The 23,642-nt window shown below is 66.4% G+C and carries 22 protein-coding genes; 3 read left to right on the forward strand and 19 right to left on the reverse strand.

All coding sequences use genetic code 11. The features are described from left to right. Positions 1 to 2: 2 nt before the first annotated feature. From xylA to ACSQ27_RS17720, 9 genes are all read right to left on the reverse strand, one after another. A complete protein-coding gene (xylA, locus tag ACSQ27_RS17680) occupies positions 3 to 1,328 on the reverse strand; it encodes a xylose isomerase (protein WP_436156805.1) in 1,326 nt (441 codons plus the stop codon). A 145-nt stretch (positions 1,329 to 1,473) separates the two neighbouring features. Further along, complete coding sequence (locus ACSQ27_RS17685) at positions 1,474 to 2,424, reverse strand: SMP-30/gluconolactonase/LRE family protein (protein WP_436156806.1); 951 nt, start codon at positions 2,422 to 2,424, stop codon at positions 1,474 to 1,476. Between the two features lie 12 nt (positions 2,425 to 2,436). Beyond that, positions 2,437 to 3,453 carry an ABC transporter permease gene (locus ACSQ27_RS17690; RefSeq protein WP_436156807.1) on the reverse strand — a complete coding sequence of 339 codons (1,017 nt, stop codon included), beginning with the start codon at positions 3,451 to 3,453 and terminating at the stop codon, positions 2,437 to 2,439. Then, positions 3,453 to 4,439 carry an ABC transporter permease gene (locus ACSQ27_RS17695; protein WP_436156808.1) on the reverse strand — a complete coding sequence of 329 codons (987 nt, stop codon included), beginning with the start codon at positions 4,437 to 4,439 and terminating at the stop codon, positions 3,453 to 3,455. The genes ACSQ27_RS17690 and ACSQ27_RS17695 overlap by 1 nt, the downstream gene beginning before the upstream one ends. Next, positions 4,436 to 5,986: a sugar ABC transporter ATP-binding protein gene (locus tag ACSQ27_RS17700; RefSeq protein ID WP_436156809.1), complete on the reverse strand. Its 1,551-nt coding sequence runs from the start codon at positions 5,984 to 5,986 to the stop codon at positions 4,436 to 4,438. The genes ACSQ27_RS17695 and ACSQ27_RS17700 overlap by 4 nt, the downstream gene beginning before the upstream one ends. A gap of 10 nt (positions 5,987 to 5,996) precedes the next feature. Next, positions 5,997 to 7,100, reverse strand: a complete 1,104-nt coding sequence (locus ACSQ27_RS17705) for a sugar ABC transporter substrate-binding protein (protein WP_436156810.1) — start codon at positions 7,098 to 7,100, stop codon at positions 5,997 to 5,999. Between the two features lie 157 nt (positions 7,101 to 7,257). After that, on the reverse strand, positions 7,258 to 8,232 hold the full coding sequence (locus ACSQ27_RS17710) for an ABC transporter substrate-binding protein (protein ID WP_436156811.1): 975 nt from the start codon (positions 8,230 to 8,232) through the stop codon (positions 7,258 to 7,260). Between the two features lie 108 nt (positions 8,233 to 8,340). Next, positions 8,341 to 9,342 carry an NAD-dependent epimerase/dehydratase family protein gene (locus ACSQ27_RS17715; protein ID WP_436156812.1) on the reverse strand — a complete coding sequence of 334 codons (1,002 nt, stop codon included), beginning with the start codon at positions 9,340 to 9,342 and terminating at the stop codon, positions 8,341 to 8,343. Beyond that, positions 9,339 to 10,106: an SDR family NAD(P)-dependent oxidoreductase gene (locus ACSQ27_RS17720; RefSeq protein ID WP_436156813.1), complete on the reverse strand. Its 768-nt coding sequence runs from the start codon at positions 10,104 to 10,106 to the stop codon at positions 9,339 to 9,341. Before ACSQ27_RS17720 ends, ACSQ27_RS17715 begins: the two co-directional genes overlap by 4 nt. A 256-nt stretch (positions 10,107 to 10,362) precedes the next feature. Here ACSQ27_RS17720 and ACSQ27_RS17725 point away from each other — a divergent pair, with 256 nt between their 5' ends. Beyond that, a complete protein-coding gene (locus ACSQ27_RS17725; protein ID WP_436156814.1) occupies positions 10,363 to 11,583 on the forward strand; it encodes a XylR family transcriptional regulator in 1,221 nt (406 codons plus the stop codon). 48 nt (positions 11,584 to 11,631) lie between these two features. Next, positions 11,632 to 11,985 carry a hypothetical protein gene (locus ACSQ27_RS17730; protein WP_436156815.1) on the forward strand — a complete coding sequence of 118 codons (354 nt, stop codon included), beginning with the start codon at positions 11,632 to 11,634 and terminating at the stop codon, positions 11,983 to 11,985. Positions 11,986 to 12,003: 18 nt separating this feature from the next. Here ACSQ27_RS17730 and ACSQ27_RS17735 read toward each other — a convergent pair whose 3' ends face one another. From ACSQ27_RS17735 to ACSQ27_RS17760, 6 genes are all read right to left on the reverse strand, one after another. Next, on the reverse strand, positions 12,004 to 14,418 hold the full coding sequence (locus tag ACSQ27_RS17735) for a TIM-barrel domain-containing protein (protein ID WP_436156816.1): 2,415 nt from the start codon (positions 14,416 to 14,418) through the stop codon (positions 12,004 to 12,006). 43 nt (positions 14,419 to 14,461) lie between these two features. Next, entirely contained in the window at positions 14,462 to 15,463 is a 1,002-nt protein-coding gene (locus ACSQ27_RS17740; protein WP_436156817.1) for an ABC transporter ATP-binding protein, read from the reverse strand. A gap of 15 nt (positions 15,464 to 15,478) precedes the next feature. Beyond that, complete coding sequence (locus tag ACSQ27_RS17745; RefSeq protein WP_436156818.1) at positions 15,479 to 16,534, reverse strand: carbohydrate ABC transporter permease; 1,056 nt, start codon at positions 16,532 to 16,534, stop codon at positions 15,479 to 15,481. 10 nt (positions 16,535 to 16,544) lie between these two features. Then, a complete protein-coding gene (locus tag ACSQ27_RS17750; protein WP_436156819.1) occupies positions 16,545 to 17,534 on the reverse strand; it encodes a carbohydrate ABC transporter permease in 990 nt (329 codons plus the stop codon). A gap of 141 nt (positions 17,535 to 17,675) precedes the next feature. After that, positions 17,676 to 18,965 carry an ABC transporter substrate-binding protein gene (locus tag ACSQ27_RS17755; protein WP_436156820.1) on the reverse strand — a complete coding sequence of 430 codons (1,290 nt, stop codon included), beginning with the start codon at positions 18,963 to 18,965 and terminating at the stop codon, positions 17,676 to 17,678. Between the two features lie 49 nt (positions 18,966 to 19,014). Next, positions 19,015 to 19,227, reverse strand: coding sequence for a hypothetical protein (locus ACSQ27_RS17760; RefSeq protein WP_436156821.1), 213 nt, complete (start codon positions 19,225 to 19,227; stop codon positions 19,015 to 19,017). 309 nt (positions 19,228 to 19,536) lie between these two features. Here ACSQ27_RS17760 and ACSQ27_RS17765 point away from each other — a divergent pair, with 309 nt between their 5' ends. Next, on the forward strand, positions 19,537 to 20,565 hold the full coding sequence (locus ACSQ27_RS17765) for a LacI family DNA-binding transcriptional regulator (protein ID WP_436156822.1): 1,029 nt from the start codon (positions 19,537 to 19,539) through the stop codon (positions 20,563 to 20,565). 124 nt (positions 20,566 to 20,689) lie between these two features. On the opposite strand, the gene ACSQ27_RS17770 is transcribed toward ACSQ27_RS17765, so the two are convergent. The 4 genes from ACSQ27_RS17770 to ACSQ27_RS17785 form a co-directional block, all read right to left on the reverse strand. Continuing rightward, the gene (locus tag ACSQ27_RS17770) at positions 20,690 to 20,851 is read right to left on the reverse strand and encodes a hypothetical protein (RefSeq protein ID WP_293405752.1); all 162 of its coding nucleotides are present in this window, start codon (positions 20,849 to 20,851) and stop codon (positions 20,690 to 20,692) included. Positions 20,852 to 20,926: 75 nt separating this feature from the next. After that, positions 20,927 to 21,763 carry an amidohydrolase family protein gene (locus tag ACSQ27_RS17775; RefSeq protein WP_436156823.1) on the reverse strand — a complete coding sequence of 279 codons (837 nt, stop codon included), beginning with the start codon at positions 21,761 to 21,763 and terminating at the stop codon, positions 20,927 to 20,929. Positions 21,764 to 21,766: 3 nt separating this feature from the next. Beyond that, positions 21,767 to 22,795, reverse strand: coding sequence for a tripartite tricarboxylate transporter substrate binding protein (locus ACSQ27_RS17780; RefSeq protein ID WP_436156824.1), 1,029 nt, complete (start codon positions 22,793 to 22,795; stop codon positions 21,767 to 21,769). A gap of 35 nt (positions 22,796 to 22,830) precedes the next feature. Further along, positions 22,831 to 23,571 carry a GntR family transcriptional regulator gene (locus tag ACSQ27_RS17785; protein WP_436156825.1) on the reverse strand — a complete coding sequence of 247 codons (741 nt, stop codon included), beginning with the start codon at positions 23,569 to 23,571 and terminating at the stop codon, positions 22,831 to 22,833. Positions 23,572 to 23,642 lie beyond the last annotated feature (71 nt).

Genomic DNA, 23,642 nt, shown 5'->3' on the forward strand with positions numbered 1-23,642 from the left:
CCTCAAGCAACCGGATCGAAGATCGCGGCGTTCACGCGATTTTCCAGCCACTCCTGCCGCCCGCTCACCGGCTTGGGCCTGATGTCCTGGACGAAGGCGTATTCGGCGACCTCGCTGAGCTTCATGTCCCCGCCCAGAATGCCGCGGCCCAGGTCGCCCTCCCAGCGGGCATAACGCTCGGCGCGAAAGCGCTCAAGCTCACCGGCCTCGATGAGCCGCGCGGCGCTTTTGAGCGCCAGGGCCAGCGCGTCGATGGCGCCGGCGTGGCCATGCAGCAGGTCCTCCGGGTCCATGCTCTGGCGGCGCACCTTGGCGTCGAAGTTGAAGCCGCCACTGCCGACGCCGCCGGCGCGCAGGATTTCGTACATCGCCAGGGTCAGGTCTTCCACGCTGTTGGGGAACTGGTCGGTGTCCCAGCCGTTTTGCGGATCGCCCCGGTTGGCGTCAATGCTGCCGAAGATGCCCAGCGAAGCGGCCGTGGCGATCTCATGCTGGAAGCTGTGGCCCGCCAGCGTGGCGTGGTTGGCCTCGATGTTCAGCTTGATCTCGTGCTCCAGGCCGAAGTCCTTGAGGAAACCATAGACCGTGGCGCTGTCGTAGTCGTACTGGTGCTTGGTGGGCTCCAGCGGCTTGGGCTCGATCAGCAGCTGGCCCTGGAAGCCGATCTTGTGCTTGTGCTCCACCACCATCTGCATGAAGCGGCCGAGCTGGCGACGCTCGCGCCGCAGGTCGGTGTTGAGCAGCGTGTCGTAGCCTTCACGGCCGCCCCACATCACGTAGTTGGCGCCGCCCAGCCGGTGGGTGGCATTGAGTGCACTGAAGACCTGGGTCGCGGCATAGGCGAAGACTTCGGGGTCGGGATTGCTCGCGGCACCCGCGGCGTAGCGCGGATGGCTGAACAGGTTGGCCGTGCCCCACAGCAATTGGATGCCCGTCTCCTGCTGCTTCTGCGCCAGCACGTCGACCATCGCCGACAGGTTGCTGCGGTAGTCCGCCAGGCTCGTGCCCTCAGGTGCCACGTCGGTATCGTGAAAAGTGTAGAAGGGCACACCCAGACGCGAGATCAGGCCGAAGGCGGCGTCGGCCTTGCGGCGCGCCAGCGTCAGCTCGTCGCCGGGCACATGCCAGGGCCGTGCGAAGGTCCCCTGCCCGAACACGTCGCTACCCGGCCACACAAAGGTATGCCAGTAGCAGACGGCGAGCCGCAAGTGCTGCTCCATCGTCTTGCCGAGCACGCGCTCCTTGGCGTCGTAATGGCGGTAGGCCAGTGGATTCGTCGACTGCGGGCCCTCATAGCGGACCGGGGGTAGGGATTCGAAAGAGATCATGTCTGCGCCGGAACAATCAAAGACGCGATGCTAGCCCTTGTGCCGCCGCGCAAGCTTGCGAATTTGGCGAGCGCGGCTTGTGAAATTTCTTTCTGCATTGCAGCAATTGGCGCAACTCGGGTGCGAACCGGCGCGGCGCGCGGGCTCAGCCTGGCTGCGCTGCGCGGGTGCCGGCGCCGGACACCGCCAGGTAGCAGGCATACAGCGAGGTCGTCGCCGTGATGAACAATCTGTTACCTCGAGGGCCGCCGAACTCGATGTTGGCCACCGGCTCGGGGATCAGTATCTTGCCCAGCAACTCGCCCCGCGGCGTGAAGCAATGGACGCCGTCGCCGGCACTGGTCCACACATTGCCCAGGACGTCCACGCGCAGCCCGTCCGGGATGCCGGCGTCCAGCGTGGCGAACACCTCGCCTCCGCGCAGCCGGCCTTCCGCCACCTCGAACGAACGGATGTGGTGCGGCCCTTCGGCATCGTGCGAAGCACCCGAGTCCGCGATGTACAGCCGCTTTCCGTCAGGCGAGAAGGCCAGCCCGTTCGGTTGCACAAAATCGGTCGCGACGGCGTCCACCCGGCCGGTGATGGGATCGATGCGGAACACGTAGCGGCCTCCATACTCGGGCGCCGCCGTGTAACCCTCGTAGTCGGAAAGGATGCCGTAGGTCGGGTCGGTGAACCACACGGCCCCGTCGGGCCCGGCCACCAGGTCGTTGGGCGAGTTGAGCTTATTTCCCTGGAACGAGGAGGCGAGCACCGTGCGGCGCCCGTCGTGCTCGGTGCGGCTGACGCAGCGCGTGCCGTGCTCGCAACTGAGCAGGCGGCCCTCGCCGTCGCGCGTGTTGCCGTTGGCGAAATCGGCGGGCTTGCGGAACTCCACGACGCATCCGGGCCCGGCGCCGTCGGGCACCCAGCGCAGGATGCGGTTGTTGGGGATGTCGCTGAACAGCAGGAAATCGCCCGCGGGAAAATACACCGGCCCTTCGGCCCAGCGCGCGCCGGTGTAGAGCTTCTCGACAAAGCCGTTGGGGGGCACCACGCCGCGAAAGCGCGCGTCGTGCAGGCGGAACTCGCCGCGAATGCCGTAGTGTTCACTCATACTCACCTCACCTTACCTCACTTTGGCCGATCTTCCGTACAGCATCAGCATGGCCAGGATCAGCGCGCCGTAGATGATCTGCCGGCCCGCTTCGGGCATCTGCAGCACCGCCAGCATGCTTTGCAGCAGCACGATGAACACCACACCGGCGACCGTTCCCAGGTAGCTGCCGCGCCCACCCAGGATGTTGGTGCCGCCCAGCACCACGGCCGCGATCGCCGGCAGCAGGTAGGGGTCGCCCATGGCCTGGTAGGCATTGCCCGAATACCCGGCCAGCAGCACGCCCGCGAACGCAGACAGCATGCCGCAGGCGACGAAACAGGCGACCGTCATTACGGCGGTGCGCACGCCGCTGAGGTAGGCAGCGCGCTCGCTGTTGCCGATCACGTAGACATAGCGGCCCGCCGCCGTGCGCGTCAGCAGCAGGTACACCAGCAGCGAGACGGCTGCCCAGGCCAGCACCGCGTTGGGCAGGCCCGCGGTCCTGCCGACGGCCAGGTCGCGCATCAGCGGGGTGGCCGCGTCCTGGGGCGCATGGCCGCCCGTGTACAGCACCATCAGGCCCTGCAGCACGGCATTCGCGCCTAACGTGAAAATCATCGAGGGAATCCGCAGGAAGGCCACACCCAGGCCGTTCACCAACCCGATCAGGGCGCCGCAGCACAGGCCGGCCGGAATGGCCCAGCCGGGCCCGAAGGCCGCTCCCGCGGCGGCGGCCATCATGGCGCCGGTGGTGATGGTCCACGGCACTGACAGGTCGATGTGGCCCAGCAGGATGACGGCCATCAGCCCCGCCGCGGCCAGCCCGAGGAAAGCGGCGATCTGCAGCTGCTGCAGCAGGTAGGTGGGCATCAGGAAGTTGCGGTTCACGGCACTGCCGGCCAACAGCAGCGCCAGGCAGCACAACGCCACCACGGCGGGCGGGTTCAGCAGCAGCCGCCGCAGAAGCCGCAGAAGCCACACTGGCCGTCTCTCGGGCCCGAGCGAAGGCTGGGAAGGCTGGGCGGCGGTCAGTTCGCTGGCACTCATCAGAACAGCTCCAGGCGGTTTCTGACACGCAGCACGCGCGCCGCGCCTATGCACACGGCGCCCAGCAGGATCAGGCCCTCGAACAGCGGCTGCCAAAGCGCCGGCGCGTTGAAGACGAACAGCAGGTCGCCGATGGTGCGCAACACGAAGGCGCCGAGGATGGAGCCGACCATTCCGCCGGTACCGCCATACAGCGAGGTGCCGCCTATCACGACCGCCGCGATGGAGTTGAGGGTGTACAGCCCCGCCTGCGGGCCGCTGGCCTCACCCGACAGCGCGATCAGCGACAGCAGCAGCCCGGCGACACCCGACAGCAGCCCGGCGATGGTGTAGGCGAGAAACTTGGCGCGGTCGGACGGAACGCCGGAAAGGTAGGCGGCCTGCTCCGACGAGCCGACGGCATAACATGCGCGCCCTGTCACTGTGCGCCTGAAAGGCATCCATCCCAGCACGAGCAGCGCGGCCAGCAGGACCAGGGTGGCGGGGACCACCCCGAACAGCCGGCCGGTCAGGGCGTCCGCCAGCCCCTCGCTGACCTCGCCGCCCGGCGCGGGCCGCAGCAGCAGCGCAAAACCGAAGTACACCGCGCCGGTGGCGAGCGTGACGATGATGGGCTGGAGGCGCCCGAACACCACGATGGCGCCATTGATGGCACCCGCCGCCGCGCCGCAGGCCAGCACCAGCACAACGCCCAGGGCCACCTGCCAGGGCGCGCCGTTCACCACCGTGGAGGCCAGGCAGCCGGTCATCACCATCACCATGCCGACGGAAAGGTCCAGTCCCCGGGTGATGACGGGCAGGGTCTGCGCCATCGCCACGATGGCCAGCAGCACCGCCTTGTTGGAGGCGGTGGTCACGATGGCCACGGAGATCGAGCGCGGGTGCTGCATCAGGAACAGCGCGAACATCAGGGCGAACACCGCCAGGGCGGCGAGCGGCCCGCCGTTGCGCCGCAATGCCATGGCCCATTCGCCGCGCCGGGTCATGCCACGGCGGCCTCCCCGCCGCCGGAGGGAACGTTGGGTGAGTCGTTGAGCGACACATTGAGCGAGGAGGCCACGATCGCGTGTTCGCTGATCTCGCCGCCGGCCAGCGTGCGGGCGATCCGGCCCTCGTACATGATGAGCACGCGGTCGGCCAGGCCGACCAGTTCCTCGTAGTCGGTGGAATACAGCAGCACGGCCACGCCTTCGGCGGCGAGCCGGCGCAGCAGCGCATACAGCTCCTGCTTGGTGGCCACGTCGATGCCGCGGGTCGGGTCGTTGAGCAGCAGCACGCGCGGCTGGGTCATGAGCCATTTGGCGATCACCACCTTCTGCTGGTTCCCGCCCGACAAGGTCTGCACCGCGTCTTGCGTGGAGCCGATCTTGATGCGCAGCTGCTCCACCATGCGCGCCACGGCGGAACGCTCCGCCGCCGCGCTGAGGACGCCCAGGCGCCCGAACGCCGGCAGGTTGGCCAGGCTCATGTTCTCGCGGATGCTCATGGGCAGGATCAGCCCCTCGGTCTTGCGGTCCTCGGGAATCAGCGCGATGCCCAGCTCCGGATCCCTGCATCTGTGCGGCGCCAGGCCGCGCGGCTCGCCGAACACCTCTACCCTGCCCTGCACGCCCTTGAGCACACCGAACAGGGCCAGCAGCAATTCCTTTTGTCCCTGCCCGTCCAGCCCTCCCAGCCCGACGATTTCGCCGGCCTTGATCTCCAGCGAGATGTCGTGCAGCGCGGGGGGCCAGCTCAGGCCCTGCACGCTGATGGCGGGCTGGGCCCAGGGCGCGGGACCGGTTTTCGGCGGATAGGACTTGGCGACATCGCGGCCTATCATCAGCTGCACCACCTCCTCATCGGATCGGCTTCCGCCAGGGAAGGTGTCCACGCGCCGGCCGCTGCGAAACACCGAGCAGGTATCGGCCAGCGCCTTGACCTCGTGCATGCGGTGTGAAATGAACAAGCTGCCCACACCGCTCGCCCGCAGCTGGAACAGCAGCTTGTAAAGCCGTTCCACGTCCTCGCCGCTCAAGGCGGAGGTCGCCTCATCCAGGATCAGCAGCCGCGGCTGCAGGCTCAGCGCCTTGGCGATCTCGATCAGCTGCCGCCTGGAAAGCGGCAGGTCGCGCACGCGCTCCTTGGGATGGATGTCGCCGCAGCCCAGCCTGTCCAGCAAGGCGAGGGCTTGCTCTTGCTGGGCCCTGGCGTCGATCAACCCGTGCCGGCGCGGCGGCCGCGCCAGGAAGATGTTCTCCGCCACCGAGAGGTCCGGCACCAGGGACAGCTCCTGGAACACGCAGGCGATCCCGTGGTCGCGGGCCACGTTCGGCGACGCCAGGCGCAGCTCGGCCCCCTCCATGAGGATACGGCCGGCATCGGGCTGCACCACCCCGGCGATGGTCTTGATCAGGGTGGACTTGCCCGCGCCGTTTTCACCGAGCACGGCATGGATTTCACCCGCATGGCAGGTGAGGTCCGCGCCGTCCAGCGCGCGCACGCCCGCATAGCGCTTGGAGATTCCCTGGAGTTGCAACAAGGCCTCGGGCATGCGCGTTCCTTCAGGTGTTGCCTTCGCTCTGCTTCATGATGTCCGGCGCCGTGATGTTGATGTTGCACGGCGGGAACTCATTGGCCACATAGAAGGTGTCCGGCAGGTCGGGGTAGAAGTTCTTGCCCGGCGCCATCTGCTGGTACTCCACATAGGGGATGGGCACCGAGATGTACTGGGGCAGCTTCTGTCCCTGCAGCGCGGCGATGGCCGCCTTCAGCGCCACGGCCACCAGGCCCGGCGACTGCGCTGCCGAAGCCCCCTTGAGCCCGTCTTTGTGGTGCGCGTAGACCATCTTGCGAAAGCCGTTCTCCCCCTCGGCGCCTATGGGCACGAAAGGATGTTTGGCCTCGATGAGCGCACGCACCGTGCCGTTGGAGCCGGCCTGGGTGTAGATGCCGTTGAAGCGGCCGTGCACGGCGATGGCGTCCGCCGCCACCTTCTGGGAGGTGCCGTCATCCCAGTTGCCGACCACCTCGACGATCTGCACGCCCTTGTGCTTTTCCATGACCTCGCGAAAGCCCAGGTGCCGGTCGCGGTCGACCGAGTTGCCGGGCAGCCCGCGGATTTCGAGCACCTTGCCGCTGGTGACACCGTTTTTCTCCAGCCACCGCCCCATGAGGCGGCCCATCTCGAGCTGGTCTTCGTTGACCTGGATGACCTCGTCGGTGTCCAGCACGTTGTCGAAGGGGATCAGGACCACGCCCGCATCCTTGGCGCGCTTGATCACCGGCTTGAAGGACGTGGGCGACACCGCGATGGTCAGGATGGCGTCGAAGCCCGCATTGATGAAGTTGTCGACGGCACCCAGCTGCGCGGCGACGTCGGTGCCGGTGGAGACCACCTTCAGCTCCTTGATGTGGGGCTTCATCTCGGGCGTCGCCGCGTAGGCCTTGAGCGACTTGATCATCTGGATGCGCCAGCTGTTTCCCGCGTAGCCGTTGGCCAGGGCGATGCGGTAGGGGCCCTTCTTGGCGGGGTACTGGATGGTCTTGGTGCCGGCGGCAAAAGGCTTGAAGCAGGCGGGTTCATAGGTCTGCGCCGCCGCGCGCCCCGCAATACCGGCCAGTGCTGCGCCGGCGCTTGCGGCAAGGAGGTCTCGTCTTGTATGCATTGCTGTCTCCTGATCGTTTTTTTGCCGGCCTGGCGGCATGCGCGCGATCGCAAAACCGCGCGGGTGGGTCGTAATGGGCCGCGGCTTCCAGGCCAGCCGCTTTCTAGTCGCCCTACGAATGCAAAACCGGTTCGCTGGCCTTTCGCCAGTACGTTCGCTAGTACTTGCGGTTGGGGAACTCCTTGGCCGCGATTTCGGCCGGGAATACACCCTCGATGGTTTTGATCCAGCGCTCCAGCGGCTGGCCGGCGGCAGCCTTCGCCGCCGCCTCCATCAGCTGCGGCCCCAGCAGCGGATTGCACTCCACGCTCACATTCATCTTGCCGGCGATCATGGCTTCGAAGGCGCCCTTCACGGCGTCGACACCGATGACGAGGATGTCCTTGCCGGGCTTGAGGCCCGCCTCCTCGATCGCCTGGATCGCGCCTATGGCCATGTCGTCGTTGTGCGCGTAAAGAACGTTGATCTTTTTGCCCTCGGCCTTCAGGAAGGCCTCCATCACTTCCTTGCCTTTGGCGCGCGTGAAGTCGCCGGTCTGGGAGCGGATGACCTTGTAGCGCGGGTTCCCCTTGATGACTTCGTCGAATCCCTTCTTGCGGTCGATCGCGGGGTCGGAACCGACTGTTCCCTGGAGCTCGACGATGTTGACGGGCCCCGTGGTGCTCTTGGTGTTGTCGAGAAGCCATTTCGCCGCACGGCGGCCTTCCTCGACGAAGTCGGAGCCGATGAAGGTGGTCCAGGTGGACGGGTCCTTCACCACCACGTTGCGGCTTTCCAGGATCACGGGAATCTTCGCGGCCTTGGCCTCCTTCAGCACGGTATCCCAGCCCGTAGTGACCAGCGGCGCCAGAATGATGACGTCCACCTTCTGGGTGATGAAGGAGCGGATCGCCTTGATCTGGTTCTCCTGTTTCTGCTGCGCGTCGGAAAACTTCAACTCATGGCCGGCCGCCTTGGCAGCGGCTTTGACCGAATCGGTGTTGGCGGTGCGCCACTCGCTCTCGGCGCCCGTCTGGGCAAAGCCGATCACCAGCTTCTTGCCTGCCTGGGCCTGGGCAAACGGGCTCCATGCCAGCGCGAGGCTGGCGGCGGCCAGTGCTGCCGTGAATGTGCGTCGCTTAAGAAGTCTCATGTCTTGTCTCCTGATATTGGTTTGGTCAAAGTCAAAGCGCGCCGGCACTCGAGCTTTCCCTCCCTGCTTCTCCCGGTGCGGCAACGGGCGAGGCAGGTGTTCGTATTCCTATCCGGGATACCAGACGACCCGGGGCTCTTCGGCCGAACGCTGGTAGGTCCAGGCGGCCTCCACCAGCCGCGCCATGTCGTACCGGGGCCGCCAGCCCAGGAGAAATTTCGCCTTGCTGTTGTCCAGCCATGTCGAGTGGTAGGGGGTTGGCACGGGAACCAGCGGCGTTCCACGCGTGTGCGCCAGGTAGTCGCCCAGTTCGCCGTAATCGATGGGCTCATCCATGCAGACGTTCATTCGCTGGTGCTTCGCTTGCGGCGCATCGAGCGCCAGCAAAAGCGCCTCCACCAGGTCGTCCACATGCACGAAGTTGCGCTTCACCGGCTTGCCTTGCGGATCCAGCATCACCGGGACGGCTTTGGAGGCCACGTATTCGCGCGCCTTCACCGCCCCTACCAGCTCATGCCAGCGGGGACCGCCGAAAACGTCGTCACCGAAGGTCAAGGTATAGCGGAAATCGTCTTTTTCCATGATCCAGGGCGCGCGCAGGCAGCAGCCGTTGAGCCCGTACTGGATCTGGTATTGCTCCAGCATCACTTCCTCGAGCACCTTGGACAAGGCATAGCACCCCGGGTAGGCGCTGTGCGGCTGGCTCTCAACGACGGGAACGGGATGCGGGTAGTAGAAGTGGCCCACCGAGGCGTCTCCACCCACCAGCAGGAACTGGCGGAATGTGCTGCTGGCGCGGCATTCTTCCAGCAGCCAGAACATGCCCTTGACCGCCACGTCCATCACATCGTCCGGCGTCTCCTTGCTGGTCGCCAGGTGCAGCACGTGCGTTGCGCCTTCCAGCGCGCGGCGCACGTCGTCCCGGTGCTGGATGGAGCCCTGCACCGATTCGACCCGGGGATGCGGAGGCAAGGTCCGCTTGTGGCACAGCGCGCGAAGCCGGAACCTGTCGTAGCGCGCATCGCCCAGCAGGCGCTCGATGAAGGCCCGCCCGACTTTGCCGGTCGCGCCCGTCACCAGGATGAGATCGCGCGCCGCCGGAGCGTTCATGTCCAGCCACCGTCGACGACCAGATCCTGCGCGGTCATCATGCTGCTGTCATCGGAGGCGAGAAAGAGCACGGCGCGCGCGAGGTCCCCGGGCGCCAGTTCGCCGGGCAGGCACTGCGCTTTTGCCAGTTCGATCTTCGCTTGCGGCGTCACCCACAGCCGGATCTGCTTTTCGGTCATGACCCATCCCGGGACCACCGTGTTGACGCGAATGCGATGCGGACCGAAGTCGCGCGCAAGGCTTCGGGTGAGGCCCTGGGCCGCGGCCTTGCAGGTCGTATACACAGGCATCCCGCCCACCTTGACCATCCAGCTCACCGAGCCGAAATTGATGATGGAGCCTCCGCCCAGGGCTTTCATGTCTTTGAAAACCTCCTGCGCGGCGAAAAAGTAATGCTTGAGGTTTACTGCCACGCCGGCATCCCATGACTCGGGCGTGGTCTCTTCAATCAAGTGGCGCTCGTCATTCGCCGCGTTGTTTACCAGCACCTGGATGGGACCGATGCGCTCGCGGAGCGCGCCCACCGCGCTGCGCAGGCGGGGGATGTCCGTCACATCGCATTCCTCGAAATGGACGCCGCGCAGGCCTTGACGTTCGAGCCTGGCCAGCAAGGCCTGGGCACCTTCCGTGTCGATGTCGAGAAAGCCCACCTTGGCGCCTTGCCTGGCGAAATGCTCCACAAGGGCCGCGCCTATCCCCGTAGCGCCGCCGGAGATGAGCACGCTCTTGCCGTCAAGACTCGGGTAGCGGGTTTCCTCAGTCATCGAGTTCCTCTTTGGTTTCCCCGGGAGCCGTTTTTCTGTCTCGCGCGCTTGAAAGCGGCGCCTTCAAGCGCCGGCTTCCGTCTTTTGTTCAGCCGCGATACCGCGCGATGGGACCCGGTTTGTCCGCACCGCAATCACCAGAGTGGCGATGCTAGCGGGTACACCTACATGGTGGCTTGCGAAATTGCCGAGTGCGGCTTACGAAATTTCTTTCTGCATCGCAGCAATTGGCGCAATGTGCCAAGATCGGCCCTCCATGACAAAAAGCCCGACCCCGCGCCGGCCCGGCCGGACCAACGGCCCCGCGGTCCTGCGCGTGGCTTTGCTGTTCCACGCCAGCAAGGTCTACGACCGCGAGATCCTCATCGGCATCGGCGACTATGTGAAACAGACGCGCGTGGCCTGGGACCTGTTCCTGGAAGAGGACTTCCGCTTCCGCCTGGACGGCATCCACGAGTGGGAGGGCGACGGCATCATCGCGGACTACGACGACCCCGCCGTCGCGCGGGCGCTCACCGGCGCCCATGTGCCGGTCATCGCCATCGGGGGCTCGTACGAAGATCCCGCCAGCTACCCGGGCCAGGTGCCCTACGTGGCCACGGACAACCAGCTGCTGGTCGCGCGCGCGCTCGAGCACCTGGTGGAAGCCGGCATGACGCGGTTCGCGTGCTACAGCCTCCCGGAATCCCCGCTCAACCGCTGGGCGCAGGAGCGCGAGAGGGCCTTCTCGGCATGGCTGCAGCGCAACGGCGCTTCGGGCGAGATCCACCGCGGCCTGGCCACCAGCGCCCCCACCTGGGGAAGCGCCACCAAGAAGCTGATCGCCTGGCTGGACAGCCTGCCCAAGCCGATCGGCATCGTCGCCGTCACCGATGCGCGCGCGCGCCAGCTATTGCAGGCCTGCATCGTCGCCGACATCGCCGTGCCCGACGAAGTGGCGATCATCGGCATCGACAACGACACACTGGGGCAGCACCTCACCCGCATCGAACTCAGCTCCGTGAGCCAGGGCACGGCCGAGATGGGCCGCCGCGCGGCGCAACTGCTGCACCAGGCGCTGAGCGGCTCGCCGGTTCGCGGCACCCGCGTGGTAGTCCCGCCGGCCGGTGTCCAGAGCCGGGCCTCGACCGCACGCGACGTCAAGCACAGCCCGGCGGTGATGCGGGGGCTCTATTACATACGCCAGTACGCCTGCCAGGGCATCAAGACCGAGCAGGTGGCCGAGATGATGGGCATGTCGCGCTCGTCGCTGGAGATGTATTTCCGCCGCGACCTCAAGCGCTCCGTGCACGACGAGATCCTGCAGCGCAAGCTGGAACACTGCTTCGAGCTTCTGGCCCACACCGACACCGGCATCGCCGAGATTGCGCAGGCCTCGGGCTTTCGCTCGGTGCAATACCTGAACGCCGTGTTCCGGCGCGAGGTGGGGGCTACACCGGTGGCATGGCGCGAGGCCAAACGTGTTGAATTGCGCTGAAGCCTCACCCGGGTTTCCCTGAATCAGCGGCTGCAGCCGGGAATTGCCATGCACAAAGCCAGGATTGCCATCGCCGCCGCGTCTCTCGCCGCTGCGGCCCTGCTGGCCTTCTGGGTCAAGCGTGAACACCGCCCCGCAGAGGCCATCGCCGCAACCCATGCCTACATCGAAGGCGTGGACACTGACGCCGGCTGGAAAGCCCGCCTGCATCGCTGCGTCGAACCGACCGCATTCACACCCTTCCAGACAAACGGCAATCGCCTCCGGCGCCTGGCCGGCAATCTGGATCCGGATCCCGCGGAGGTCAGCGTGGACTTTTTCGATTGTTCGGTTCGTTTTTACCTGCGCAAGCAGAAGCCGGGGTCCTGGCAGGTCTATAAGGTTCAAAGCCATGCGGGCTAGAGCCTTGTCCTTCCTCCGCTAGAGCTTCAGGGTCAACCGCCTCCAGCCGCCTTCCAGCTGGTCCTGCACCAGCGTTCCACCGGCAAAACTCAGCGGGCGCCGCTCGGAAGCCGGCAACAACAGGACGAGACTGTCTTGCACAGGTGGCCGCGCGCCCTCACGGGAAACCGCGATATGCAGGCCTTGCGCGGTGGACTCGACGCGCAAGCGCCACTGCCCATAAGCGCCGCTGCGCCAGGCCTGGCTATGGCCGTCGTCTTCAAAACAGCTCGCCTCGAAACTGCCCTCGCCCTTGAAGGGAAACAGCTGGAAGCCGCGCAGGTCTTCAACCTTTGCGAAATGGACCTCGCCGAGGTTCAGCGGGATGGCGCAGCCTTCGCACGCCAGCAGCGGGGGCGGGCCGTCCAGCGGCGCTTCCAGCGTCACCGATTGGCCGGCATCGAAATGCCGCGCCGTGTGCACTTCGTACCAGCCTCCGGTGCCGGGCAGCCACACGCGGCGTTGCGTCTGGCCGGGCTCGACCACCGAAGCCACCAGCAAGTTGGCGCCCAGCAGCATGTCATCGTTTTCTTCCAGGCAGCGCGCGTCTTCGGGAAAGTCATGCCAGGTCGACCGGATGATGGGCTCGTAGGCCGTGTGATAACGCCACACCAGGTCGTAGAAGTAAGGCATGAGCCGGTAGCGCAGGTGTATCAGTTCGCGCACCTGGGGCGTCACCTCGGGGTACATCCAGGGTTCATTGACGGTTTTGTCGTCGTTCCATGAGTGGATGCTGAAGCGCGGCAGGAAGATGCCGTGCTGCACCCAGCGCAGCAGCAGCTCGGGCCCCGGCGCCGGGCCCGAGAAGCCGCCGATGTCGTGCCCAGTGTTGGACACGCCGGACATCGCCAGGCCCAGGCCCATGCGGATGTTGTAGCGCAGGGTTTCCCAGGCCGTGTAGTTGTCGCCCGACCAGGTCTGCACATAACGCTGCATGCCGGCGGCGCCTGAGCGCGACACCAGGTAAGGCCGCTCCGCGGGCGCAAACCCGGACTGCGCGGCGTGCGAGGCCTGCATCATCAGCAGGGTCTGCAGCGGGCGTACCTCGCGCGCGGGGCGCGGCGCGCCGAAGCCGTGGGCCATCGCCTTGTCGCTCCAGATTTCGTATTCGTTGTTGTCATTCCAGGTGGCGGGAATGCCGTATTCGAGCAACTGCTCGGTGACTTGTTTTTTCCACCAGGCGATGGTGGCGGGGTTGGTGAAATCGAGGTAGGCGCCGGTGCCGTCCCAGAACTGGATGGCGGTGGGCTGGCCGTCGGAGTCTTGCACCAGCAGGCCGGCCTGCCTGGCTTCCTCAAAGCGCGGGTGGTTGCTGAGCAGTGCGGGCTTGATGTTGGGCACCAGGCGCACGCCGCGGTCCAGGTAACTCTTCACAAAACGCGCGGGATCGGGAAACTTCTCGCGGTTCCAGTTGAAGACGTAGCGGCCGTTGCCTATGGATGTGTAGCCCGACGAGAGGTGGAAGGAGTCGCAGGGGATGTCATGCTCTTCGCAGCGCTCGAGGAAATCGCCCATGCGCTCCTGCGCGTTGGGCGCGTCGGTGTAGCTCATGGTCGAGCCGGAATAGCCCAGCGCGTAGCGCGGCGGGAAGATGGGCCGGCCGGTCAGCCAGGTGTAGCGACGCGTGATGGCTGCCGGGCCGTCGCCGGCGATGTAGTACAGGTCGAGGTCGCCGTGGTCGGCCACAAAGTAGCGGTAGTGGCCGTGGTAGTTGTCCATCTCGCGGCCCATGTCGAAGCTGCAGTCGGACAGGGTGTCGTAGAACAGGCCATAGCACAGGCCCGCGTCCTGCTCGCCGCCCTTGCGTGTGATGTAGAACGGGATGTGTTTGTACAGCGGGTCGGTGCTGCGCGCGCTGTAGCCCATGGGGTCCAGGTTGCACATGCGGTAGCGCTGGCCGGCGCGGTTGGCGTCGCCGGCACGCTCGCCCAGGCCGAAATAGGCCTCGCCGCGATCACGCTGCAGGTAGTGGTAGACCTTTTCGTCCCACCAGCCGAAGTTGTAGCTTTGCGTGGAACGGTCGGCGGCGCTGGCCTGCCAGCGGCCCTGGTGCCGGCTTTCCCAGCGGCAGAAAAAACCTTTGAGCGCGACGGTCAGGCGCACGGCGCCGGTAGTGAGCTGCAGCTGTTCGCCCTCTTCCTTGAGTTCGAACGCGGGCAGCGAAAAACCGCTCACGTCAAAACGGTCGCGCCCTTCGAGGGGCAGGTTTTCCAGGCCGGGCGCCACCGTCCAGCTGCGCGGCATTTGCAGCCGGCCTTGCGGCAGCAGCAGCACGCGGACGATGTCTTCTTCGAGCACCCAGATGTGGGCCACGGCGCCGCCGTCGCTGGCCAGTACAAGGTGGTTGTCGTTGCGGGATTGCAGGGCGAATACGGGGGGATGGTCCAGGCGCATGGTGGGGGAGTCGAAAGGGAATGGGGTCAGCCGGGCATGGCGCTCAAAGGCGCAGGCCGTTCGCGTCGAAGTAATGCAGCTGCTCCGCGGGCGCGCTGACCTTGACGGTGTCGCCGCGCTTGATCGTGGTCTGGCCGTTCAGGATCAGTTCAAAAGGCGCGTCGGGCACCACCTTGCCGTGCAGGATGCTGGTGCTGCCGAGCTGCTCGACCTGGGTTACCGCCAGCTGCAACGGGCCGTCGTCCGACAGCTGCGCGTGCTCGGGCCGTATGCCCACGGTCTGGGCGCCGGCTTTGGCGCCGGGCATTTGCGCCGCCGGCACGAAGTTCATGCGCGGGCTGCCGATGAAGCCGGCCACGAACTGGTTGCAGGGCCGGTTGTAGAGCTCCAGCGGCGAGCCGACCTGCTCGATGCGGCCGGCGCGCAGCACCACGATCTTGTCGGCCATGGTCATGGCCTCGACCTGGTCGTGGGTGACGTAAATCATGGTCGCGCCCAGGCGGGCATGCAGGTCGCGGATCTCGGCACGCATGGAAACGCGCAGCTCGGCATCGAGGTTGGACAGCGGCTCGTCGAAGAGGAAGAGCTTGGGTTCACGCACGATGGAGCGGCCTATGGCCACGCGCTGGCGCTGGCCACCGGAAAGCTGGGTGGGCTTGCGCTGCAGCAGCGGCGTGAGCTGCAGCAGGGCGGCGGCGGCGTTGACCTTGCTTTCGATGACCGGCCTGGCTACGCCCAGGTTCTCCAGGCCGAAAGCCATGTTGTCGTAGACGCTCATGTGCGGGTACAGCGCATACGACTGGAACACCATGGAACAGCCGCGGTGCGCGGCGCTGACCTCGTTGACGCGCTGGCCATCGATGCGGATGTCGCCGCTGCTGGCGGGCTCCAGCCCCGAGATGATGCGCAGCAGCGTGGATTTTCCGCAGCCCGAGGGGCCGACAAAGACCACAAATTCACCGTCGGAAACGGTCAGGTCCACACCATGGATGATGGTAGCTTTGTCGAAGGTTTTGACGACGCTGGCGAGTTCAAGAGTGGCCACGGGAGAGTCCTTGGTTTATTTGACGCCGGCGCTGGCGATGCCGGTGGCGATGTATTTCTGCAGGAAGGCGAAGACCAGGGTGATCGGGATCAGGGTGATCACCGTCATCGCCAGCAGGTAATGCCACTGCGTGTTGAGTTCGCCCTGGAAAGCATTGAGCGCCAGCTGCAGGGTGAAGTGCTCCGACTTGGACAGCACGATCAGCGGCCAGAGAAAGTCGTTCCAGCGCCACATGAAGGAGAAGATGGCCAGCACCGCCATGGCCGGCGCGGCCAGCGGCAGGATGATCTTCCAGTAGATGCGCCACTCGCTGGCGTTGTCCATGCGCGCGGCTTCGAGCAATTCGTCGGGAATGGTCAGCATGTACTGGCGCAGCAGGAACACACCCGTCGGCGTGGCCACGGCAGGCAGGATCACGCCCCAGAGGTTGTTCAGAAGGTTCAGTTCCGAGATCACCAGGAAGGCCGGCACCAGGATGATGGTGGGCGGGATCATCAGTGTGGCGATGATCAGCACGAACACCGTCTTTTGCCCGGTGAACTGGTACTTGGACAGCGCGAAAGCCGCCATCGAGTTGAACAGCAGCGTGAGGAGGGTGGCCACCACGGTGATGAACACGCTGTTCCACAAGTAAGTGCCGAAGGCGAACTTGCCGAACAGCTCGGTGTAGTTGCCGCCGGCGAACTTGAGTTCATTCACCGGCTTGCGGTCGTTGATGTCGATGCGGATCTCGGTCTGCGGGGCGGCGGGGTCGACCATGGTGGCGACCAGGCCGATACGGCGCACCTGCGCCAGTTCGCGGATGTTGCCCTGCTCGTCCTTGGCACGGAACAGCGGCAGGGGCTTGTCGTAACCGGCCACCACCGCTTCCTTCTGGCTGTAGGGTAGAAAGGTCGGCGGGAACTGGCTCAGCGCGCTTTCGGTCTTGAAGGACGACATCACGAGCCATAGCACCGGGCCGAACATCACGATGAGGCCGGCCAGCAGGTAGGCGTAAGAGACCCAGTCGGTCCAATGCAGGCGGGTGCCGCCGTATTTGCGGCCCTTGGTGCGGGTGAAAAAATTCGCCATCGCTGCGTCCTTACTTTTTGGGTTTTCCGGCCTCGCCGGCGCCGGACAGCCGCAGCTGCGCGAGGGTCAGGGCCATCAGGCCGGCGGCCAGGATCAGCGAGGCCGCGGCGGCCAAGCCGTAGAGGTGGATCTGTTCGGCGAAACCGGTCTGGTAGATGTACTGCACGATGAAGGTGGTGGCCGAGCCCGGGCCGCCGCCGGTGAGCACAAACACTTCGTCAAAGCTCTGCACCGCGCGGATCATCACCAGCACCAGCACCACGATCAGGTTGGGCATCAGCAGCGGCAGCGTGATGCGCCTGAGCACGCGCCACGGCGGCGCGGCATCCATCTCGGCGGCTTCGTACACGTCTTTCGGGATGGCCTGAAGGCCGGCCAGCAGAATGAGCGTGTAAAAGCCCATGTGGGCCCAGATCGACACCACCACCACCCAGAAAAAAGCCCAGTGCCGGTCCAGCAGCCAGTCCATCGGCGAGGCGCCCATGGCCACCAGGCCGGCATTGAACACGCCCTGGCTTTGCAGCAGCCATTTCCAGATCAGCGCCACCACCACCGGTGACAGCAGCACCGGGTAGAAGAACACGCCGCGCCAGAAACCGCGGCCTATGATCTTGCGGTTCAGCACCAGGGCTGTCACCAGCGAGAAGAACACCATCAAGGCCACCTGGATCAGGCTGAACTTCATCGTGTTGGCGATGGAGCGCCAGAAGATGTCGGTGCGGCAGGTCTGCAGGTCGGTGTAGTCGCGGCATTCAAGCAGGATGGCGAAATTTTCCAGCCCCGTGAAAGGCCGCTGCGTGGGCAGCAAATTCACCCCGCCGGTCACCGCATACACCAGGTTCACCACGATGGGCAAAAAGGTGAAGAGGCTGATCACCACCAGGTTGGGCCCGACGAACAACCAGCCTATGCGCGAAGCACCCAGCCATTTCTGGCCCAGCCGGAAGACCGGCTCGAACAGGTTGAACAAAAAGCCCAGGAAGGCTGAAAAAACCGACATACCGACTCCGATCTACTGTCAAAACACCGCCTGCGCCCCAGTCTTACACCAGGGACAGCACGGAACTGGCTTTGCCAGGCCGCAGATGTCGCCCCCTGCAAGGGGGGAGGCGCGCACGCAGTGCGCGCCACGGGGGTGCGCCTATTTCTCGGCTTGTTTGACCGCCTCGGCCATGTCGGTGCCGATCTTGGTCACGGCCTCGTCCACGCTGATTTCCCCCACGATGGCCTGGGTGACGCGGGTCACGGTCGGCAGCATCAGGGCGCGGTTGTACTTGTAGCCTTGCAGCGCGTAGGCAGGAGGCGCAATCGTGGCGGTGCCGCTGCTGAAAACCCCCAGCGCGGCCTGTGCAGCGGGGCCGGCGGTCGGATAGCTCACGCCTTTTTTGGCCACGCCGGCATGCGCCGGGATGTTGTTGGTGCGCGAAGCGAATTCGGCGACGTTGGCCTCCTGCGCCATGAAGTCCAGGAAGCGGCCCACTTCCTTCGGGGACTTGGTAGTTTTCAGTGCCACCCAGGCCGCGCCGCCGGGCATGCCCGAGCAGGCGGCGGGACCGCAGGGATTCGGCACGGCGACCCAGTCGAAGGCGTTGCCGATTTCCTTTTGCATGCGGTTGATCTGCCAGGACCCCGACAGGATCATCACCACGCGGCCGTTCTTGAACTCACCCACCGCATCGGCATAGCTGGAGCCGCCCGAGCCGCCCCAGACGTCTTTCAGCATGGTGCCGTCCTTGTGCCAGGCGACGAACTTGCCCACGGCGGTCTTGTAGCCGGCGTCCACCGTGAGGTTTCCCTTGGCGTCGAAAATCTTCGCGCCATAGCTGACGGCGGGGCCGGCGAAGCGGTGGCCCGAACGGTCCCAGGCCATGGCGGCCGGGGTCTGCGTGGCCTTGGCCACCTTGCGCGCCGCATCGGCCCACTCTTCCCAGGTGGCCTTGGGGCCGGGCATGGGCACCTTGGCCTGCTCGAACAAGGTCTTGTTGACGAAAGGGCCGGTCATGGTCATCTGCGACAGGAAACCGTAGATGCCCTTGTCGCCTGCCTTGTTGCGCATCCAGGGCAAGGTGCTGCCGAAGTTGTCTTCCCAGTACTTGCGGTCCTTCACATAGGCGCTGATGTCGATGTAGTTCTTCGACAGGCCGCCGATCTCGGCGACACGCGCGATGTCGGGCCCCTGCCCCGCCGCGAGCTGCACGGGCAGCTGCTCGACCACCGTCTTGTAGGGCACCACGTCGAGGATCACCTTGGCGCCCGCGTTCTGGGCTTCATAACGCTTGATGAGGTCGGCCGTGACATCGCATTCATTGCCGTCCTGGTAGCACATGACGCGGATGTCGGCGAAGGCGCTGGTAGCCAGCGTAGCAACGGCGGCGCCCAGGAGGCCGGCGCGCGTGGCGCGCCTGGCGAGAAAACGAAGCTGGAAGTTCATGGTTGTCTCTTTCTGGAAAAAAGGAAGGTGGGCCGATCGGTCGCCGGCTTCAGGAATGCGCGTTGGCCGCCGGCGCAAGGAGCGCCCAGCCCGCATGGGTGGCCGCGGCGCTGTAGAAATGGAATTCAAGGCGCGCGACGGAACGCCGCGCGGCATCCGTTCCACCGCTGGGCAGCATTTCCCCGGTGCGCGGAGGCGGATCGAGCAAGAGCACCGGTAGGGACTTGCCGCCGGTGTGCGTGCCGCTAGAGGTGAAAACCATGTCGTCCTGTGCCGTTTGGTTTGCGATCGTTATCGGTTTTGACTATTATGGCAAACGTTTGCCAACGTTTGGCAATCGTTTGCCATACTTGTCAGCTGCGGTTTTCTCGGTTATATGTTTTGTCTTGGCCCGCACTAATCGGGCCACCGGTCGGCCACCGCCCTCGGCCCCTGTTTTCCCAAAATACGACCCATCGATGCTTCGCTTTCCACTCGCCGGACTCCCGCCTCGCCATCCGCATGACCGGCCTTCGCGCCAACCCGACATTCGCTGCAGCGCCCGGTCCCAGCAGGCCTGCCGCCCGCACCGATGACCGACGACACCCCGCGCAGGCGCAAGGGCGTCGGCCCGGTTTCGCTGAGCGAAGTCGCCGTGCAGGCCGGCGTCTCCATCTCCACCGTCTCGCGCATCGTGAACGGCGAGACCCGGCGGGCTTCGCCGGAAACCCTGGCGCGTGTGCGCGAGGCGATCAAGACCGTGGGCTACCACCCGAACCAGCTGGGGCGCGCGCTACGCAACCGCGAGAGCCGCCTGGTCGCGATGCTGGCCGCCAACCTCGACAACCCGGTGATGGCCACGCTGGCCGCCTCCACCGAGGCCGCGCTGCGCGAGGCCGGCTACACGATGATCCTGTGCGACACGCACGACCGGCCGGAGCTGCAGGACGACTATCTCAACGCCATGCGTTCGCAGGTCGTGCAGGGCTACGTGATGGTCGCGGCCCAGCCCAGTGACGGCCTGCGCGACTTCGTGGAGCGCGGTGCGCCTATGGTCTTCGTGAGCCGGCGCAGCCCCTTCGGCACATGTTCCTTCGTGGGCCCGGACAACCTGGCGGCCGGCGCCGCCGCCGCAGACTACCTGCTCGACCGCGGCATCGACGCGCCGGCCGTGGTGTTTCCGTCGCGCGGATCGTCCACGACCCGGGAACGCGTGCAGGGCTTCTGCGAGCGGGCCGGCGCCAGAGGCTTGTCGGCCGACCGGATCCGTCGGGTGGAGGCCCCGGGCATCTCGCACCTGGAAATCGGCTACGCCGCCGGGGCCCAGTTCGCGGCGCCCGGTGCCTGGCCGCGTGGCGCGATGTGCATCAGCGACCAGGTCGCCTATGGGCTGCACCGCGTGGCCCGCGAGAGCGGGATCCGGGTGCCCGGCGATTGCGAGCTGGTCGGCATCGACGGCAACCCGATCAATGCCTGGCTCGCCCCGTGGCTCACCTCGGTCGAAATTCCGCACCAGGATTTCGGACCGGTCATCGTGGACCTGATGCTGAGCCTGTGGGGCGGCGCAGCGCCACGCGAACGCCTCATGCCGCACCGCATGGCGGCAGCACTCGAGACCTGAAACACGCCTGAGGCGCCGCGTCCATCCTGGTCATTCAGGTGAGCGATCCCAAAACGGCATAAAAAAAGCGCCTCCAGGGCGCCTTTTTTGGATGCGGCCTCAGGGGCCGCATCGGCAAACCGGCTCAACCCTGGTGAGGGCGCTTGCCTGGGTTCTTTTTGCTGCGGGTGTGCGAACCGCGCTCCAGGCTGATCTTCTGGCCGCGGCCGGTCGTGATGGTGTAGCCCTTGGGAGGGACTGGCTTGGGGGCGCAGATGTCGGCTTCGACTCTGATTTTCTTGGACATGGAAGACTCCGGGTTAAAAATGGCGTAGCCCGTGATTTTAAGCCACTCCGGGCCCGCCGGCCCCCGCCGGGCTTATCAGGCGTACAAGGCAGACGGCGCCTGCTCCCGGGCGCACCGCGCCTGGACCGCCGCCAGCGTGCGCGCCACGGGCTCCCAGGTGCTGGCGTAGGCGGGTAGCGCGTCGGGCGCAAAGGCGGTGTGCGGCCAGTCGGAACCCCAGACCAGGCGCCGGCCGAACAGCCCCGCGACCTTGCGTATGGCCCCGTCCAGCGCCTCGTAAGGCGCCTGCGCCCCCAGGCGGTACCAGCCCGAAAGCTTGACGCAGGCGCCCTGGGCGGCGAGCTGCTCCAGCGCCTGCCAGGCCGGGTCACCCGCGGCCACGCCCGCGTGCAGGCCCGCGAGGTGGTCCAGCACCGCCGGCACCGGGCTGGCCGCGTGCAGGGCCGCGATCACGGGCAGGTCCTGGGGTGCGGCATACCACTGCACATGCCAGCCCAGCGCGCGCAGGCGCGGCGCCAGGGCCTGGAAGCTGTCCCGGGCGCCTTGGCCCTCCCCGGCCTTCAGGCTGTCCCCGACGGGGGATACCAGGTTAAAGCGCACACCGCGCACGCCAAGCGCATGCATGGCTTGCAGCGCCGCATCGTCGACGGAAGGCGGCAGCACCACCACGCCGCGGTGGCGCCCGCCGCCGGCGCGCAAGGCGTCCAGCAGCACCGTGTTGTCGGTGCCGTAGACGCTGGGCTGCACCAGCACCAGGTGGCCGAAGCCATGGCTTTGCGCCAGCTGCTCGATGTCGGCCAGCGGCCGGTGCGCGGGGCGGTAGTGGCCCCCGGCCACCGGCGCCTGCGCATCGAACACATGGACGTGGCTGTCCCAGCCGGGCGCCACCAGGTCAGGCGTGGAACTCTGCACCGCTCAACCCGTGGTGATCTTGCGGTCTTTGATGATGCGGCCCCATTTGAGCTGCTGGGCCTTGAGGAAGGCCTGGGTCAGCGCTTCGGGGCCCTCGGGGAAGGCTTCGCCGCTCAGGCTGCGGATGCGGCCCAGCACTTCGGGATCGGCCATGGTCTTGCGGATGGCAGCGACCAGCGCGGCCTTCGATTTGGCGTCTATGCCGGCGGGCGCCAGCACCGGGTTCCACTCGAGCACCTCATACGCCGGCACGCCGGCTTCTTCCATGGTCGGCATGTCGGGCAGCGAACGCGTGCGGCGCCGGCTGGTCACCGCCAGCGGGCGCAAGCGGCCCGACTGGATCTGCCCCAGCGAGGAGGCCACGTTGGCAAAGAACAGCGGCACCTGGCCGGCCATCACGTCATTCATGGCCGGGCCGCCGCCGCGGTAGGGCACGTGCACCAGCTTGACGCCGGCCAGGTCCTCAAACAGCGCGCCGGCCAGGTGCTGCGCCGAGCCGTTGCCGGAGGAGGCATAGGCGATCTGCCCCGGCTTGGCCTTGGCCAGGCGTATCAGGTCCTTGACGCTTTTGGCCTCAAAACCGGGGGTGCAGACCAGCACGTTGGGGAACTGCGCCAGCACGGCCAGCGGCGCGAAAGCCGTGTCGGTGTCATAGGGCAGCTTGGGGTACAGCGCGGGATTGACGGCGAAGGACGAGGCGTCGACCAGCAGCTGCGTGCCGTCGGGTACGGCGCGCGCCACCTGCGTCGCGGCGATCTGGCCGCCGGCGCCGGGCTTGTTGTCGACCAGCACGGGCTGGCCCAGGAACTCGGCCATGCGCGGCGCGATCAGGCGCGCCATCAGGTCGGCGCCGCCGCCCGCGGCATAGGAGACGACCAGCGTGATCGGCTTGCCGCCGGCGATCTGGCCCGCCGCATGGGCGGCAAAGGTCCAGGGTGCGGCGACGGCCGCGCCCGCGGCTTGCAGTACGAGGCGGCGCGAGGGGTTCAGGGGTTGCGCTTTGCTTGCAGGGCGGTTGCTTGGGTGTGACATGGTTTTCTCCGGTTTCGGTGATGGGCCTGGGGTGTTCAGGTGATGGTGACGGTGTAGTGAAAGGCGTGGGCGTCGCCCCGCGTGTAGCGCACTTCGACGCAATGGCCGGCCAGGTCGTAGGCGCAGCGCGTGACCAGCGCACAGGGATGGCCGGCCGACAGGGCCAGGCGGCCGGCCTGCGCCGCCGTCAGTGCGCCGAAGCCGATTTCATCGACCGCGCGGGCCACATGCACGCCGCAGCGCTCGGCGAACATGGGGTAGAGCAGATCGCCCCAGGTGCCTGTATCGCCCTCGGCGAGCCCGGCGAACAAGGCCGGCGGCAGCCAGATTTCCTCATAAACACAGGGCTGGTCCGAGAGCGAGCGCACGCGTTGCAGGCGCAGCGCCATGTCGCCGCGCGCCAGGCCCAGGCGGCGCGCCACCTCGGCGGGCGCGACCAGCAGCTGGCGCGACACGATGTGCGAGGCCGGCACTTCGCCCGTGCCCTCGCCAAAGCGGAAGAAGCGCATCATGGTGCCGCCCGTAATGCCGGCGCGCACAAAGGTGCCGCGGCCGTGAATGCGTTCTATCAGCCCCTGGTCGGCCAGCAGTTCCAGCGCACGGCGCAGCGTGCCCAGCGCCACGCCGTGCTCGGCGGCCAGGGTCTGCTCGGCCGGCAAGGCGCTGCCCGGCGGCCATTCGCCCGCCACCACGCGCGCCCGCAAGGCGGCGGCCAGCGCGGCATAACGGCTTTGGCCCGGCTCGGCGGGCACCACGGTGAGGGTAGGTGCAGTCATATTGATCTAGTCCTATAGATGACTAGATCATGTCATGCACCCGGACTTTTGCTTCCTAGGGTTTACACGGA

The sequence above is a fragment of the Polaromonas sp. LjRoot131 genome (assembly GCF_964252805.1).
Taxonomy (GTDB): Bacteria; Pseudomonadota; Gammaproteobacteria; order Burkholderiales; family Burkholderiaceae_C; genus Polaromonas.

What these genes read in the sequence shown, in the direction of transcription:
- xylA (WP_436156805.1), bottom strand. Translation starts at nt 1,328, where the DNA reads ATGATCTCTTTCGAATCCCTACCCCCGGTCCGCTATGAGGGCCCGCAG.
- ACSQ27_RS17685 (WP_436156806.1), bottom strand. Translation starts at nt 2,424, where the DNA reads ATGAGTGAACACTACGGCATTCGCGGCGAGTTCCGCCTGCACGACGCG.
- ACSQ27_RS17690 (WP_436156807.1), bottom strand. Translation starts at nt 3,453, where the DNA reads ATGAGTGCCAGCGAACTGACCGCCGCCCAGCCTTCCCAGCCTTCGCTC.
- ACSQ27_RS17695 (WP_436156808.1), bottom strand. Translation starts at nt 4,439, where the DNA reads ATGACCCGGCGCGGCGAATGGGCCATGGCATTGCGGCGCAACGGCGGG.
- ACSQ27_RS17700 (WP_436156809.1), bottom strand. Translation starts at nt 5,986, where the DNA reads ATGCCCGAGGCCTTGTTGCAACTCCAGGGAATCTCCAAGCGCTATGCG.
- ACSQ27_RS17705 (WP_436156810.1), bottom strand. Translation starts at nt 7,100, where the DNA reads ATGCATACAAGACGAGACCTCCTTGCCGCAAGCGCCGGCGCAGCACTG.
- ACSQ27_RS17710 (WP_436156811.1), bottom strand. Translation starts at nt 8,232, where the DNA reads ATGAGACTTCTTAAGCGACGCACATTCACGGCAGCACTGGCCGCCGCC.
- ACSQ27_RS17715 (WP_436156812.1), bottom strand. Translation starts at nt 9,342, where the DNA reads ATGAACGCTCCGGCGGCGCGCGATCTCATCCTGGTGACGGGCGCGACC.
- ACSQ27_RS17720 (WP_436156813.1), bottom strand. Translation starts at nt 10,106, where the DNA reads ATGACTGAGGAAACCCGCTACCCGAGTCTTGACGGCAAGAGCGTGCTC.
- ACSQ27_RS17725 (WP_436156814.1), top strand. Translation starts at nt 10,363, where the DNA reads ATGACAAAAAGCCCGACCCCGCGCCGGCCCGGCCGGACCAACGGCCCC.
- ACSQ27_RS17730 (WP_436156815.1), top strand. Translation starts at nt 11,632, where the DNA reads ATGCACAAAGCCAGGATTGCCATCGCCGCCGCGTCTCTCGCCGCTGCG.
- ACSQ27_RS17735 (WP_436156816.1), bottom strand. Translation starts at nt 14,418, where the DNA reads ATGCGCCTGGACCATCCCCCCGTATTCGCCCTGCAATCCCGCAACGAC.
- ACSQ27_RS17745 (WP_436156818.1), bottom strand. Translation starts at nt 16,534, where the DNA reads ATGGCGAATTTTTTCACCCGCACCAAGGGCCGCAAATACGGCGGCACC.
- ACSQ27_RS17750 (WP_436156819.1), bottom strand. Translation starts at nt 17,534, where the DNA reads ATGTCGGTTTTTTCAGCCTTCCTGGGCTTTTTGTTCAACCTGTTCGAG.
- ACSQ27_RS17755 (WP_436156820.1), bottom strand. Translation starts at nt 18,965, where the DNA reads ATGAACTTCCAGCTTCGTTTTCTCGCCAGGCGCGCCACGCGCGCCGGC.
- ACSQ27_RS17760 (WP_436156821.1), bottom strand. Translation starts at nt 19,227, where the DNA reads ATGGTTTTCACCTCTAGCGGCACGCACACCGGCGGCAAGTCCCTACCG.
- ACSQ27_RS17765 (WP_436156822.1), top strand. Translation starts at nt 19,537, where the DNA reads ATGACCGACGACACCCCGCGCAGGCGCAAGGGCGTCGGCCCGGTTTCG.
- ACSQ27_RS17770 (WP_293405752.1), bottom strand. Translation starts at nt 20,851, where the DNA reads ATGTCCAAGAAAATCAGAGTCGAAGCCGACATCTGCGCCCCCAAGCCA.
- ACSQ27_RS17780 (WP_436156824.1), bottom strand. Translation starts at nt 22,795, where the DNA reads ATGTCACACCCAAGCAACCGCCCTGCAAGCAAAGCGCAACCCCTGAAC.
- ACSQ27_RS17785 (WP_436156825.1), bottom strand. Translation starts at nt 23,571, where the DNA reads ATGACTGCACCTACCCTCACCGTGGTGCCCGCCGAGCCGGGCCAAAGC.